We start from the raw sequence: 16,278 nt of genomic DNA on the forward strand, positions 1-16,278 counted from the left end.
TCTTCATTTCTGGATAGATTTCAGTCAAATAATAAATCAAACTGCTTTTTGTTGAACCTATGAAATTAATCATCCAAATAGTTTTTCTCCTGCTTGTAATCGTTTACATTCAGGGAACGTCATTTGCTCAAACAACACAGGTGAAGTACCTCTCCGGCATCGGGGTTGATCATCCGGTTGAGTGGGATTTTTTCTGCACTGCTGGTCGCAACTCGGGAAAGTGGACTAAAATTGAAGTTCCTTCGTGCTGGGAGCAACAAGGATTTGGCAAGTACGATTATGGGCATGCCAAAGATTCTGTACGCGGTAAAGAGCAGGGCTTGTACAAATACGAATTTTCTGTTCCAGCCGATTGGAGTAAAAAGCAGGTTGACATTGTATTCCAGGGATCGATGACGGATACCGAAGTCAAGATTAATGGCAAGTCAGCCGGATCAATTCACCAGGGAGCATTTTATGAATTTCGTTACAACATCAGCAAATTATTGAAGTACGGGCAGAGCAATCTGCTTGAAGTACGGGTATCCAAACAATCGGCCAACGAGTCGGTGAACAAAGCAGAGCGTCACGGCGACTACTGGATTTTCGGTGGGATTTTTCGGCCTGTTTATCTCGAAGCGATGCCGATAAATCACATCGAACGGGTGGCAATTGACGCCAAGGCGGACGGTACATTTGCGGCTGATGTTTTTCTGGCGGGTACAGTGAAAAGCGGTGAGCTGCGAGCACAAGTATTGACATTGGACAACAAGGCGGTTGGAAAGTCTTTTTCAGTTCCTGTTGAAAAAGGCGCATCAAAAGTGACGCTTCAATCCACAATCGAAAATATTAAAAGCTGGAACCCGGAAGATCCAAATCTGTACAATGTAAAGTTTGAATTGGTTTCGAACGGTCAGCCGGTTCATGCAACGGCTGCTCGTTTTGGCTTCAGAACCATCGAGGTTCGTCAGCGCGATGGCATCTATGTGAATGGTGTCAAGGTGAAATTCAAGGGTGTCAACCGCCATACCTTTCGCGCTGAATACGGCCGTGCATCCAGCAAGGCACTGAGCATTGAAGATGTTGAGCTGATCAAGTCGATGAACATGAATGCCGTTCGTATGTCGCATTATCCGCCGGATTCGCACTTCCTGGATGTTTGCGATTCGCTCGGCCTGTTTGTGCTCGATGAACTAACCGGATGGCACGCCACCTACGATGACGTTGTTGGCCCCAAACTGGTGAAAGAAATGGTGACGCGCGATGTGAACCACCCATCCATTGTGCTATGGGACAATGGCAACGAAGGTGGGCACAACCCCAATTTCGATGCTTATTTTAAGGAATACGATATTCAGAAACGCGTGGTCATTTATCCGTGGATGGAGCACAACGGAATTGCGACACAGCACTATCGCCCGTACGATTACGGTGCCGGAACCTTTTGGAACGGTCGCCTGATTACCATGCCTACCGAGTTTTTACATGGTATGTATGATGGTGGCCACGGTGCCGGTTTGTACGATTATTGGGAATATATATGGAATAAACCCAAGGCAGCCGGCGGTTTCCTGTGGGACCTGTTCGATCAGGGCATTTTGCGTACCGATAAGGATGGCGAGCTTTATGACACCGATGGAAACCACGGTGCTGATGGCATTGTGGGCCCCAACCTGGAAAAAGAAGCCAGCTATTACGCGATCAAGGAAATTTGGTCGCCAGTGAAATTGGAGGAGCGCGAGATTACTTCTGGCTGGGATAAGAAATTGGGCGTTGAGAACCGATACATCTACACAAATCTCAAGGAATGTCAGTTCAGCTTCAAACTTGAGAAATTACATCTGCCAAATCATAAGGTGATCCAAATGGTCGAAGTGGGAACCATTCCTGCTCCGGATTTGGCGCCGGGCGAAAAAGGGCAGCTGCAAATTCCGGTGCCTGCCAACTGGGCTGATTTTGATGTGATGGAAATCACTGCAACCGATTGTTTTGGCAAAGAATTATACAGCTGGAATTATCCGCTGATAACGGCTTCGGCGATGGCTGACCGTTTAATGAATCAGGCCGAAAAGACTGAAAAGTTACAATTGACAGACGCAGGTGACTATTTATTGGTTCAGGGAGCGGATGTTCAATTTACCATTAATAAAAAGAATGGATTCCTGCAGCAGGTTCGCAACGAAAAAGGCATCATTCCGTTTACCAATGGCCCTGATATCAGTGCCGGGCTAACGGCTTTCAAAGGACTGGAAACAAAAATAGTTGGCAAGGACAGCATTACAATTACCTGTCATTTTCAAACCGAAAATGCGGATTCTTCGCGCATGAAGGAATTTATCTGGACATTTTACCCGAATGGTTGGGCCAAGCTTCATTTGTATTATTTCCCGCCTGAATATGACAAGGATTTCGATTACATGGGTGTGAATTTTTCGTATCCGGAAGAGTTGGTAAACGGAGTGGAATGGTTGGGGAATGGCCCTTACCGTGTTTGGAAAAACCGCACCCAAGGTGTTGAATTTGGCGTTCACCAAAAAGATTACAACAATACAATTACCGGAGTTAGTCCTCTGGTTTATCCCGAGTTTAAAGGTTATCATGCCAACCTTTACTGGGCTCGTATTCAGTCGAAAGAGCAATCGTTTACGGTTGCTATTTCAACCGACGATGTTTTCCTTCGGCTTTACACCCCGGCTGATCCCGAGCAATACGATAAGCGTGTTTCACCGGTCTTCCCGAAAGGTGACATCTCGTTTATGCAGGCCATCCCGCCTATCGGAACAAAGTGCAACGATCCGTGGAACATGGGGCCGTCGGGTCTGAAAAACAAGTTCTTCGATTACGGGCCATTTGACGATTGGCGAATCCGCAGCCAGCAAATGACGCTCTACTTCAATTTTTCGTCGAACCAATAAAACTAGTGAAGCAAAGAAATAGAAGCTAAACCGTGATCTTGAAATTTAGCACATACGAGAATCCTTGTTTTTTCTGTTCGGGAATCTGAAAATCAGGTAATCCGATGATCTAAAATCAAACCAATGAAACAAATCAAACTGAAAAAATACATCATCTGCCTGGTCCTGGCTATTGTCAGTGCTTCTGCGTTTGCATCCGAAATTTGGGTTTCGCCCACAGGAAAGGACTCGAATCCGGGAACTGAAGCCTTGCCCATGCAATCCATTCAGCAAGCACTGTTGAAAGCCCGCGAGCTGAGATCGGATAAGGCAGCATCAACAAATGATGGCATTCAAATTATTTTGAAGGCAGGAGAATACCAACTTCAGGAGCCAATCCTGTTGGAGCCGGAGGATTCAAACACAAGCATTCGCGCAGCCAAAGATGCGAAAGTGACCATCAGCGGTGGCCAGCATGTTACCGGTTGGCAGCAGGTTGGCAAGTCCATTTACAAGGCTCAGCTGGATCGGGACACGAAGCTTCGGACTTTGTTTGTAAATGGCAAACGGATGCGTATGGCCGGAACCGACATTCCGGTGAATGGGCTGGGCGACTGGGGAACTTTCAATATTAAAGGTGACGAAGATTGGGCTTTCGGTGCAGGTTCTGCCATTGACGGAATTAAGTTTGCCTCAACGGATATTCAACCGTACCAAAACCCCGAAGATTTGGAGTTGGTGCAATTCAATGTTTGGACCGAAAAGATTCTTTGTGCCCGCGATATGGCGCAATTGGGTGATACAACCGTTATCCAACTTCAGCAGCCTTACGGTGCCATTGCCACAACGATGGCCTGGGCCGGAAAAATTAACTACGATAAGACTTTCGTCGTTCGGAATGCCTATGAACTGCTGGATTCTCCCGGTGAGTTTTATTTCAACCGAAAAAGCAAAACGCTGTATTATTACAGCAATGGCGCGGATCTGGCAACGGCCGAAGTGATTGCCCCAACCGCCGAAGGTTTGGTGCATATCAAAGGAGAATCGACCGAAAAGCGGGTGCACGATATCCGCTTCGAGGGAATCACTTTTTCCTACGATCACTGGCCATTGATGGATGTTGCCGGATCGCATGGCTTTGCCGGTATTCAAAGTTTGGGTTTGGCCGTGAAATACATTCCCGGCGGCAACTGGCACGAAACAGAATACAACAGCACCGATGTTCCGCGTGGCGCTATTCAGGTTGAAAATGCCGAAGGAATCGAATTTATCGGCAACCGTTTTGAGCACATCAGCTCGGGTATTGCCATTAACCTGGTGAACGATGTGCAAAACAGCCGGGTTGAAGGAAACTATTTCAACGACCTTTTAGGAAATGCGGTCAACCTTGGTCATCCGCAACACTACAAAATTGGCGATGGCGACATTTACGCGAAAGGTGTGGAAGGGCTTTGCGAAGGCAACCGTGTGGCCAATAATTACCTGCGTAACGTTAGCCTCGACTTCCGCCAGCTTGAAGGAATTACTTCATTTTTTGTAGCCAATACCGAGATCGTTCACAACGACATTGACGGCACGCCTTACGGAGCGATCGTTTGCGGCTGGTGGTGGGGCAATTCGGGTATCCCGGCTTCAACACTCGCAAAAAATAACACCATCAGTTTTAACAAAGCGGGCAATACGCACAAAGTGCTCGACGATGGCGGTATTATTTACCTGTTGGGCGAACAACCCGGCACGGTGGTCGAAGGGAACTACCTTTACAACGGGCCTCGGTGCATTTATCCCGACGACGGTTCGGCTTACCTGACGATTACCGGAAATGTGGTGGATAATGACAGCTACAAATGGATGTGGCTTCACCTGTGGACCAAGCGTTGCCACGATATTACGGCCCGCAACAACTATGTGAAGAACAACCTGCTGATGGATAATGGGACCAACGACAAGATTGATGATACCCATAATTTTCGCGATGAAAAATGGTCGGATGAAGCTCAAAAGATGATCGATTTCGCGGGTATTGAGTCGAAATACAAGGCTATTATCCCGGAAAGCGAACCTGCGAAAATCAGTATTCACCCTAATGGATTTAAAGAACGGGATGTTTTTCATTAGAGTCGTGATACTTGAGTCTTGAGTCTTGAGTAGTGAGTAGTGAGTCGTGAGTAACCAGCAACCAGCAACCAGTAACCAGCAACCAGTAACCAGTAACCACTAACCCGAAATACAATGAATTTTAACCGAGTGAAAAAGACATTTTATACGCTTCTAACCGCGCTTATTTTCTGGTCGTGTACCGGAAAAGGAAAGGTCGCGATTGTATCCAAACAGCAAGGTTCGCGCGAAAAATATGCCGTTGAACGGCTTTCAGCCCAATTAACAGAAAGTGGCTATCAGGTTGAAGTCGTTTCATCGGCTGATAGTGCAACCGGCGCAAAAATCATCTTGCAACAAATTGCACTGGATTCCACAGCCGTTAAAGGAAGTCCTGCAGCTTTGCCGGAAGAAGGCTATGCCATCGAAAGTAGCGGCCGCGATATTCAGCTTTCGGCAACCGGTACTTCGGGAATCCTGTATGGCTGCCTTTACCTGGTCGATCAACTGAAAGAAAAAGGGAAGTTGCCTGAAAATATCAGCCTTACTGACCAGCCGGAAATGGTGATGCGCGGTACTTGCATTGGCCTGCAGAAAACAAGCTATTTGCCCGGAAGGGGAGTTTACGAATATCCCTACACGCCCGAAAATTTCCCCTGGTTTTACGATAAGGAGCTTTGGATTAAGTACCTCGATAGGTTGGTTGAAAATCGCTACAATTCACTCTACTTATGGAATGGACATCCGTTTGCCTCGCTGGTGAAGTTGAAAGATTACCCGTACGCGGTAGAGGTGGATGATGCCACTTTTGAGAAGAACAAGGAGATGTTTGCCTTTCTGACCAAAGAGGCCGACAAACGTGGAATCTGGGTCATCCAGATGTTCTACAATATTATCCTGTCGAAACCATTTGCCGAGCACCATCACCTGAAAACACAGGATCGCAGCCGCGGAATTACGCCGCTCATTTCAGATTATACCCGAAAAAGCATTGCTGCTTTTATCGAAAATTACCCGAACGTGGGTCTGTTGGTGACTTTGGGCGAGGCCATGAACACGATCGATGATGATGTCGATTGGTTCACCAAAACCATTATTCCCGGAGTACAGGATGGTTTGAAAGCGACCGGATCCGAGCATGAACCACCCATCGTGCTGCGCGGTCACGATACCGATGCCGAGAAAGTAATGGGCGCTTCCTTGCCGATTTACAAGAACCTGTACACCATGTTTAAATACAACGGCGAATCGCTGACGACCTATGAACCGCGAGATGCCTGGGAGTCTATTCCTACGGCTCTAAGCAAACTGGGATCGGTGCATATCTCGAATGTGCATATTTTGGCTAACCTGGAGCCTTTCCGCTACGGTTCGCCCGATTTTATTGAAAAGAGCGTGCAGGCCATGCACCGCGATCAGGGCGCAAACGGCGTGCATGTGTATCCGCAGTCTTCGTATTGGGATTGGCCCTATACCGCCGATAAAACCGAACCTCGTCTGTTGGAAATGGATCGCGATTGGATTTGGTACGCTGCCTGGGGACGTTATGCCTGGAAAGCCAAACGCGATAGTCTGGATGAAGTGAATTACTGGTCGGGTAGGCTGAATGACTTCTACGGCAGTAAAACGGCCGGCGAAAATATATTGAAAGCCTATGAAGAAGCAGGTGAAATAGCGCCCAAACTGCTGCGATCGTTCGGTATTTCCGATGGAAACCGTCAAACTTTATTGCTGGGGATGTTCATGGGGCAGCTGGTCAATCCGCAGAAGTATAATGTGTACAGCAACTTTTGGTCGTCGAGCGGCCCCCTGAAAGAGGTGCTGCAGGTGTATGCTGAAAAAGAATTTAAGGGTGAAGCGCACCAGGGCGAGACACCTCCGCAAATTGCTGCCCAGGTCGTTGAACACGGGCGAAAAGCAGTTGGGGCGATTGATGCAGTTTCGGGCCAAATCACCGAAAATAAAGACGAGTTTGCACGACTTCAAAACGATATGTACTGCTACCAGGCCTTTGCCGATTGCTTTGCCGAGAAGGTGAAAGCGGCCATGCTGGTGCTCAATTATAAATATTCGAATCAGGTTGAAGACCTGGAGGCTGCTTTGCCGCATCTGGAGAAGAGCCTGGAATATTTTCAGCAATTAGTTGACCTGACCAAGGATTCCTATCTGTATGCCAACAGCATGCAAACGGCTCAGCGCCGGATTCCCATTTCGGGGGTCGACGGTACGAATAAAACCTGGGCCGAGTTGTTGCCGCACTATCAAACCGAGTTCGACAATTTCAAGCGTAACCTGCAAATGTTGAAGGACAATGGCGGACAAATGAAAGCCGATCATCCAATTTTGAAATCGGTAGATGTGCAGGTGCTCAATAAAGGTGTAAAACGCTATCCGCTGAAAGAAGGCGTACCGGTTTATTCAGACAATAAAGCGAAGATTGCCGCTGTGGCTGATGAGTTGAAAGGCTTGTCGGGCGTGCAGTTTTCAGATAACGAACAACGGGCAGAAGGAACAAGTTTGAAGTTTAAATCCGACAAGCCGGTGAAAGTTGTGGTAGGCTATTTCAACACAAACAGTTACACCATTTTGGAGCCGCCAACCCTGGAAACCAACGCCAACGCCAACGATCGCGGACAGGCGGATATCAAAATAGCCAATGCCATCGACCTGCCGGGCTTGTACCCGGTAAATGTGTACACCTACCGTTTTGACGCAGGTGAACAGGAGCTGGTGTTGGGGAAAGGCCGTGTATTGATTTTGGGCTTTATGGATGCTGATCAGGAAATCGAAATTCACGATGCGGGTATGGTCGACGATCCCAATGGCCCGGCAGTGGATTGGCTTTTTTATTAGGAGAATCGAAGCTGAATTGTAAAGCTATTAGGAGCTAAAATAATGCACTTGATTTCATTTTTAGTCCTTCGATATTTCTTATTTCTTATTCGGTATTTTGAATTGGAGAATAAGAAATACGGAATGAGGAACAAAAAATAAGAAAGGTGATGTACATCAGAAAGTAGTGGAACACAATTGTTCTTTCTGCTTTCAAAATTTCAGAAAACTAACGATATGAAAAGAATTTTGTGGTGTTTGCTGCTCGTGTTGGGCGGAATAAGTTTGAAGGCGCAGAGCGGCAAACTGAAACTTTGGTACGATAAACCGGCCGAAAAATGGACAGAGGCGCTACCAATCGGTAACGGCCGCCTGGCCGCGATGATTTACGGAACAACCGGTGCAGAACAGATTCAGCTGAATGAGGAAACCTTATGGTCGGGTGGTCCCAACAACAATACCAACCCGGAGATGGCGAAGATTCTCCCCGAGATTAATCGCCTGTTTTTCGAGGGAAAGTATCAGGAAGCGGATGATTTGGCCAATGCCGAAAAACGTGCGAAGAATAATGGAATGAAATACCAGCCTGCCGGTAATCTGTGGGTGACTTTTCCCGGACACGATCAGGTAACGGATTATTACCGCGAGCTGGATATTGAGAATGCCATTACAACGGTGAAATATAAGCTCGATGGCGTGGAATATACCCGTGATTATTTTGCTTCGTTGGATAACGGAACCATTATGGTGCGTTTTACCGCGAGCGAAAAGGGGAAAATCAATTGTCGGCTGGGGCTCGATTGCGAGCTGCGCAGCAAAATCACGATAGAGGCGGATTCAACAATCAACCTTTCCGGAATTACCGACGATCATGAGGGCGAGCTGGGACAGGTTCGTTTCAATGCTTTGGTCAAACCTCAGCTTGAAGGTGGCGCGCTCGAATTGGACGGCAAAGAGTTGGTGGTTAAAGATGCTAATGCGGCAACGGTCTATATTTCCATCGCTTCAAACTTTAAAAACTACCACGATATTAGCGGCGACGGTTTTGCGAAGGCAGATTCCATTTTAAAAGCAGCGATGGGCGGCGATTATCAAACGGCCAAAGCGAAGCACGAAGCCATTTACCGCAATTATTTTGATCGGGTGAGCCTCGACTTGGGCGACAGCGGTGCATCTGCAAAAACAACCGATCAGCGTGTGGTCGATTTCAAGAACGGCGACGATCCGCAATTGGTGAGCCTTTACTTCCAGTTTGGCCGTTACCTGATGATTTCCGGCTCCCAACCGGGAAGTCAACCCATGAACCTGCAGGGGAAATGGAACGACCGCGTTGATCCGCCCTGGGATTGCAAGTACACCACCAATATTAATGCTGAAATGAATTACTGGCCGGCCGAAATGACTAACCTTTCAGAGTTGCACGAACCGTTCCTGAAAATGGTGAAGGAGCTTTCGCAAAGTGGCCGGGAAACAGCTAAAATACTTTACAATGCGCGTGGTTGGGGCTTGCATCACAACACCGACATCTGGCGCATTACCGGCCCGGTCGACTGGGCGCGCTCGGGCTTGTGGCCTACCGGCGAAGCTTGGGTAAGTCAGCACCTGTGGGAACACTATATGTATACTGGCGACAAGGCTTTCCTCCAGGAAGCCTATCCGGCCATGAAAGGTGCTGCCGAGTTCCTGCTGGATATTTTGATTGAGGAACCCACGCACGGCTGGCTGGTCGTTGGCCCTTCGGTGTCGCCCGAAAACAGTTACCTGCCCAAAATCAATGTTGGCGTAGGCAACACCATGGATAATCAACTGGCCTTCGATCTGTTTTCGAATGTCATCCGCACAGCCAAAATACTGGGAGTTGATGCCGCCTTTGCCGATTCACTGGCTGCGGCGAAAGATCGTCTGCCGCCAATGCAAATCGGGCAGCACAGCCAATTGCAGGAATGGATCAATGATTGGGATCGCGTCGATGATACGCATCGGCATGTATCGCACTTGTACGGCGTTTTCCCTAGCAACCAGGTTTCGCCTTACCGCACGCCGGAACTGTTTCAGGCAGCTAAAAACTCGCTCATCTATCGCGGCGACGTATCTACCGGTTGGTCTATGGGCTGGAAAGTGAACCTGTGGGCACGCTTCCTTGATGGCGATCATGCGCTGAAGTTGATTGGCGATCAGTTGTCGCCGTCGGTTCGGAGGGCTAACGGAAAAGAGACTGGCGGAACCTACCCGAACCTGTTCGACGCGCATCCGCCTTTCCAAATCGATGGAAACTTCGGATGTACTGCCGGAATTGGGGAGATGTTATTGCAGAGCTACGATGGCTGCATCGATCTTCTGCCTGCTTTGCCCTCCAAATGGCAAAAGGGTGAAGTGACTGGCTTGGTTGCCCGCGGTGGCTTTGTGGTCGATATCCGTTGGGAGAATGGCAAAATAGCAGAAATAACAATTGAATCGAAGCTGGGCGGTAACCTTCGCCTGCGATCTCGCAATCAATTGATCGATGTTGACGGTGCAACGCTAACAGCCGCTAAAGGAGACAATCCGAATCAATTTTATCCGGTCAATCCGGTGAAAGAACCGCTGATCTCGAAGAAGGCGAACTTGAAGAAACTGAAACTGGCAAAGACCTACCTGTACGATGTCCCGACAGAGGCTGGCAAATTTTACTCGTTTAAATTGAAGCAATAAGTCATGACTAGCATAAGCAAAACAATAAAATGGAAGGTAATTGGTCTGTGTTCAATTTTGCTGGGGGCAGTTTCTGCCACGCAGGCACAGCCTTTGGATCAACAAAGTTTGGTTCGCGGGCAGATTTTGCTGAATAAGGATTGGCAAACCCGTTTGCTGGACGAGGAGAATTCAGCTGATTTCAGCAATCCTGATTATAAACCCGATGGTTGGAAAGAGGTCGATATTCCGCATAACTGGGACGATTACGGCGGCTATCGCCGGATGGTGCACGGTAATTTGCATGGCTCGGCCTTTTACCGAAAGGCGTTTTCGGTTGAGAAGATTGAAAAGAATAAACAGTATTTCCTTTGGTTTGAAGGTGTTGGTTCTTACGCGACTGTTTGGATCAATGGCGACTCTATTGGCTACCACGCCGGGGGCCGCACATCTTTTACCATGGACGTGACTTCAGCTATCAAAGAAGGCGACAACCTGCTGGCTGTTCGTGCCGATCAACCGGCCGAAATTCGCGACCTGCCCTGGGTGTGCGGTGGATGTAGCTCGGAGTGGGGCTTTTCGGAAGGGAGTCAGCCACTTGGCGTCTTTCGCCCGGTGCACCTTATTGTCACCAACAACGTTCGGGTTGAACCGTTTGGCGTTCACATTTGGAACGATAAAAATATTAGTGCCGAAAAGGCAAGCTTGAATCTGACCACTGAAGTCCGGAATTATGACAACAAAGTGAAGAAACTAAAATTGGTCAATCGGCTGTTGTCAGCTGAGGGAGCAGTTGTTGCCGAGATTCAAACAGAAGTTGCTGTGCAGCCAGAAACAACAGATACGGTCGCCCAGCAAATGCCCGATATTAAAAGTCCAACGCTTTGGTCGCTCGAAAATCCTTATTTGTACTCGGTTGAAACTTCAGTTTACGAAGGGAAAAAACTGCTCGATCAGTTGCATACGCCGTACGGAATCCGCTGGATAAACTGGGACATTCATCATGACGGCGCCAGCAATCGCTTCTATTTGAATGGAAAACCGGTGTTGATTAACGGAACTGCCGAGTACGAGCACTTGATGGGCCGCAGCCACGCATTTACCGATCAACAAGTGAAAGCACGGGCCGAGCAGATTATTGATGCAGGCTACAATGCTTTCCGCGATGCACATCAGCCGCACAACCTTCGTTATCAGGAATACTGGGACGAAAATGGTTTGCTTTGGTGGCCTCAAATGGCGGCTCACATTTGGTTCGATAATCCCGCTTTTCGGGATAATTTCAAACAGTTGCTGACGGATTGGATGCGGGAGCGACGCAACAGCCCTTCCATCATTCTTTGGGGGTTGGAGAACGAAAGCACGCTACCCGAAGATTTTGCCAAAGAGTGTTCAGACTTGATTCGAAAATTGGATCCCACAGCCAGTTCGCAGCGGCTGATCACGACCTGCAATGGCGGCAGCGGAACCGATTGGAATGTGATTCAGAACTGGTCGGGGACCTATGGAGGAAAGCCGTTTGAGTACGATCAGGAGCTTTCGAAACAGTTGCTGAATGGCGAATATGGCGCGTGGCGTAGTATCGATCTGCACACTGAAGGAGAGTTTGAGCAAGACGGAGCCTGGAGTGAAGATCGCTTCTGCTTACTCATGGAATCAAAAATACGGCTGGCAGAAAAGGCCGGCGACCGGGTTTGTGGTCAGTTCCATTGGCTGCTGAACTCGCATGAGAATCCGGGACGTACGCAGGGGGGCGAAGGATTGCGCGAGCTCGACCGTGTCGGTCCGGTTAACTACAAAGGAATAATTTCGGCCTGGGGAGAGCCGCTTGATGCGTATTACCTGTACCGGGCTAATTATGTGTCGTCCGAAAAACAGCCGATGGTTTACATCGTTTCGCATACCTGGCCCGATCGCTGGCTGATGCCCGGAAAAAAAGACGGTATCCGGGTATTTTCGAATTGTGAAGAGGTTGAACTGTTCAATGGCGTGCAAGAAACATCGTTGGGGCGGCAGAAGAATCCCGGGCGAGGCGAGCACTTTGTTTGGAACGATGTGGATATCGAAAACAATGTGCTGTATGCCGTTGGTTACGAAAATGGTCAGGAAGTGGCGCATGATGTGATCGTTTTGCATCACTTGCCCAGAGCGAATGGAATTGAAAAGCTTGCGGGTGACGTTCAACCCTTAAGTCAGCATAAAATTGAAAATTACCTCTATCGTGTGAATTGCGGTGGGGCCGATTATACCGATCAGAACGGAAATTTATGGATGGCCGATGTGCACTGGGATGGCGGCGAAAGCTGGGGCTCCCGCTCTTGGACGGACGACTATCCTGGCTTGCCGGCTTTTTATGGCAGTCAGCGCCAAACCTACGATCTGATAGAAGGCACCTTGGATTGGCCGCTGATTCAGACTTTCCGCTACGGACAAGACAAGCTTAGCTATCACTTCCCGCTAACGGATGGCGACTATCAACTTGAACTTTATTTTGTTGAACCATGGTATGGAACAGGCGGAAGTCTGGCTTGCGAGGATTGGCGCGTGTTTGACGTTGCTGTAAATGGCGAAACGGTTCTGAAAGATTTGGATATTTGGAAAGAAGCGGGACACGATTATTTGCTGAAAAAGACCATTCCAGTTACCGTTCGTGGCGGGAAACTTGATCTTTCATTCCCGGATGTAAAGTCGGGGCAAGCCGTTATTTCAGCGATCGCGATTTCAACAGCTGACAAAAATGTGAAGGCTGCTCCGGTATCGGGGAAGCTGCTTCAACTTGACGAAAACACAACTGGGTGGGCAGCAAAAAGCTGGCTCAATACCGGGGATCAGGTGGATGCGGCAGGTTCTGCTCAATTCTCCGGACTGGCATCGGTACTTTATGGCGCTGAATGGCTGCAGCCGAAAGCTATTTCGGATTCAAAACCTCTTCAATTTAAAGCAGCTCAGGATGCTGATATTTATATTGCTCTGAAAGATTCAACACAAATACCACGAGGATTTACGAAGGCTAATAAACTGGCAATTCAGTTGGATAAGTACACAAAAGAAATTCGGGTTCGAAATAGCGAAACCGGTGAGTTTTGGGACGAAGAAAGAACCTTCCACGGACTTGATTATTCGCTTTACCTGAAACGGGTGAAAGCCGGTGAGTTGGTTGAACTGCCAGCTTTCGATGGCCAGAATACGCTGGCATTGGTTGCGGTTGTTCCGGTTTCAACATTGGATGCAGCACGCGATTTACGGCCTTCGGTAACTTACCAGGCGGCTGAGGCAGAAAATGTGGGAAATGGGCAGGCCGAAGAAAAATGGAACAAAGCAGCCAGAAGAGTGGAAGGCACCGGTGATGCTATTGTTTGGACCTTCCAGGTTGGACTGGCGTCGAAATACGGATTGGAGATTCGCTACTCCAATCCTTCCGACCGCGCGATTCATGCCGAATTGAGCATTGAAAGTCTGGACGGGCGACCAATGAGTTCTGTTGATCTTGAATTTGATCCGTCGGGTGATCGATGGCGCAGCTTGCGAACGGATACCGGGTCGATTATCAATGCCGGAACTTATAAGCTCAGCATCAAACTAAAAGAGGATGGGCCTATGTGGTTTAATTTTTTGAAGGTGCAATAGTGGGATGCTTCTCAGCAGGTTCATGGTTGAATTCATCCTGCTGTTGCCCGTGCGAAATGGGTTCAGATGAGAGGCAGTCATGGGTTAATGACTTGATTGGTAGCTGATCATGGCCTTGTTGGATTTTGGTGAAAAACGATTACAGTATCACCTGATCCGGTTCCGGTTAAAAGGATTAAAATTAGTTGTGTATGTAAATGTAAACGATTACATTTGGACGGATCGGGCATCGCTTATGTTCTGATAAAACAATTTTTTAAGGCCAAAATCGTCAAGCAATTATAGCCCGGTTTCGAGGAGAATATGCAGAAAAACAAGACCCAATTGCAGCAGATGATGAGGTGGCAGATGTTGCAAATGATGAAACTCCCGGTACATTGAACCATCGACAGAATTTGATAAAATAGATTTGGTGGTAGCAGGAAATTCCGGCTATCGCTTTTTAAACCATTCATAAATAAATTTTAAGACATGAAGTTTAAAGAGATTTTTGGTGTTTGTGTCCTCTTGTTACTGGTAACGGCAACGACTGTTCAAGCACAATATCCAACAATTCCTGATTCTGTAGAACAGGCAGCCGAAGAATTATTGAGAAAGACCGAAGAACATTCCGACATGGCGTGGGAAAAGGCAATACCGGCTATTGAAAAAGATGCTGCCAATGGAAAGCCATACATTCCTTGGGCCAAGCGGCCAACCGATTTGCCACAAGCCAGTATTCCCGCTTTCCCGGGCGCTGAAGGTGGTGGTATGTACACTTTTGGTGGTCGTGGCGGACAAGTAATTACCGTAACCAACCTGAATGATGATGGGCCCGGAAGCTTCCGCGAAGCGTGCGAAACCGGTGGCGCGCGCATCATTGTTTTCAATGTTTCAGGGATTATTCGCATTAAATCGCCTTTGATTATCCGCGCGCCTTACGTCACAATTGCCGGGCAAACAGCACCGGGCGATGGTGTTTGTATCGCCGGAGAAAGCGTTTGGATCAACACGCACGATGTGATCATCCGGCACATGCGTTTCCGCCGGGGTGAAACCGGGGTCGGCCGCCGCGACGATGCCATTGGAGGTAATCCGGTTGGAAACATCATGCTCGACCACATTTCGGCTAGCTGGGGCTTGGATGAAAACATGTCAATTTACCGTCACATGTACCAGACAGATCCACGTAAGGAGAAAGAAAAACTGGGTACGGTGAACATCACCATCCAGAATTCAATTTTTTCGGAAGCGTTGGATACCTGGAACCACGCATTCGGGAGCACCATCGGCGGCGAAAACTGTTCTTTCATTCGCAACCTTTGGGCCGATAACACCGGTCGCAATCCGTCGATCGGCTGGAACGGTGTTTTCAACCTTGTGAATAACGTCATGTTTAACTGGGTGCACCGCTCGGTTGATGGCGGCGACCATACAACCCGCTACAACATCATCAATAACTATTTTAAGCCAGGACCATTGACACCGGTCGATTCACCGGTCGCTCATCGTATTTTGAAACCCGAATCACGCTTTAGCATGAACGATCGTCAGGTTTACGGTTTGGTTTATGTCAACGGAAACATCGTTGAAGGGAACGAGAAGGTAACCAAAAACAACTGGGATGGCGGTGTTCAGATTGAAGGCATGGAAGATGCGGGCGAGTACACTTCGTATATCAAATCGGACAATCCGCACCCAATGCCTTATCTGACGATTTACCCGGCGAAAGAGGCTTTCGAATTTGTATTGGACAATGCCGGTGCGACTTGCCCAAAACGCGATGCTGTTGATGTTCGTGTGACCAAACAGGTCAGAACCGGTGTGGTTGAATATCCGAAGAATGTTGATTTAAGCCACGTTCCTCATTTCGAACACCGTCGCCTGCCGGAAGATTCGTACAAAAAGGGAATCATTACCGATATCGCACAAGTTGGCGGATACCCCGAATACACCGGTAAGCCTTACAAAGACTCGGATGGCGATGGTATGCCGGACGCCTGGGAGAAAAAATATCAATTGAACCCGGATGACCCGTCAGATGCCAATGGCGACATCAACGGTGATGGTTATACCAACATCGAAAAATACATCAACGGAATTGATCCGACGAAGAAGGTTGACTGGACGAAGAAGGAAAATGATTACGACACGTTGAACGAAAAAGACGGTAAACTTTTCTAATCGATTAAAATAGAAT

6 protein-coding genes are annotated in these 16,278 nt (G+C 48.2%); all 6 read left to right on the plus strand.

Features of this window, described 5'->3' with window-relative positions; genetic code table 11:
• The first annotated feature begins 59 nt into the window (after nucleotides 1–59).
• The 6 genes from C8N47_RS05120 to C8N47_RS05145 all read left to right on the plus strand — a co-directional run bounded on the left by C8N47_RS05120 (nucleotide 60) and on the right by C8N47_RS05145 (nucleotide 16,262).
• On the plus strand, nucleotides 60–2,894 hold the full coding sequence (locus C8N47_RS05120) for a glycoside hydrolase family 2 TIM barrel-domain containing protein (RefSeq protein ID WP_107821452.1): 2,835 nt from the start codon (nucleotides 60–62) through the stop codon (nucleotides 2,892–2,894).
• 123 nt (nucleotides 2,895–3,017) lie between these two features.
• Nucleotides 3,018–4,991: a right-handed parallel beta-helix repeat-containing protein gene (locus C8N47_RS05125; protein WP_107821453.1), complete on the plus strand. Its 1,974-nt coding sequence runs from the start codon at nucleotides 3,018–3,020 to the stop codon at nucleotides 4,989–4,991.
• 129 nt (nucleotides 4,992–5,120) lie between these two features.
• A complete protein-coding gene (locus tag C8N47_RS05130; RefSeq protein WP_211316048.1) occupies nucleotides 5,121–7,823 on the plus strand; it encodes an alpha-d-galacturonidase in 2,703 nt (900 codons plus the stop codon).
• A 216-nt stretch (nucleotides 7,824–8,039) separates the two neighbouring features.
• Nucleotides 8,040–10,493 carry a glycoside hydrolase family 95 protein gene (locus C8N47_RS05135; RefSeq protein WP_107821455.1) on the plus strand — a complete coding sequence of 818 codons (2,454 nt, stop codon included), beginning with the start codon at nucleotides 8,040–8,042 and terminating at the stop codon, nucleotides 10,491–10,493.
• A gap of 3 nt (nucleotides 10,494–10,496) precedes the next feature.
• Entirely contained in the window at nucleotides 10,497–14,099 is a 3,603-nt protein-coding gene (locus C8N47_RS05140) for a malectin domain-containing carbohydrate-binding protein (RefSeq protein ID WP_107821456.1), read from the plus strand.
• 471 nt (nucleotides 14,100–14,570) lie between these two features.
• The gene (locus C8N47_RS05145) at nucleotides 14,571–16,262 is read left to right on the plus strand and encodes a pectate lyase family protein (RefSeq protein WP_107821457.1); all 1,692 of its coding nucleotides are present in this window, start codon (nucleotides 14,571–14,573) and stop codon (nucleotides 16,260–16,262) included.
• Nucleotides 16,263–16,278 lie beyond the last annotated feature (16 nt).

Origin of the sequence: Mangrovibacterium marinum (genome assembly GCF_003046625.1) — a bacterium.
Taxonomy (GTDB): domain Bacteria; phylum Bacteroidota; class Bacteroidia; order Bacteroidales; family Prolixibacteraceae; genus Mangrovibacterium; species Mangrovibacterium marinum.

Excerpts from the sequence above, each read along its gene's own strand:
- C8N47_RS05120 (WP_107821452.1), top strand. The coding sequence starts at position 60 with ATGAAATTAATCATCCAAATAGTTTTTCTCCTGCTTGTAATCGTTTAC.
- C8N47_RS05125 (WP_107821453.1), top strand. The coding sequence starts at position 3,018 with ATGAAACAAATCAAACTGAAAAAATACATCATCTGCCTGGTCCTGGCT.
- C8N47_RS05135 (WP_107821455.1), top strand. The coding sequence starts at position 8,040 with ATGAAAAGAATTTTGTGGTGTTTGCTGCTCGTGTTGGGCGGAATAAGT.
- C8N47_RS05140 (WP_107821456.1), top strand. The coding sequence starts at position 10,497 with ATGACTAGCATAAGCAAAACAATAAAATGGAAGGTAATTGGTCTGTGT.
- C8N47_RS05145 (WP_107821457.1), top strand. The coding sequence starts at position 14,571 with ATGAAGTTTAAAGAGATTTTTGGTGTTTGTGTCCTCTTGTTACTGGTA.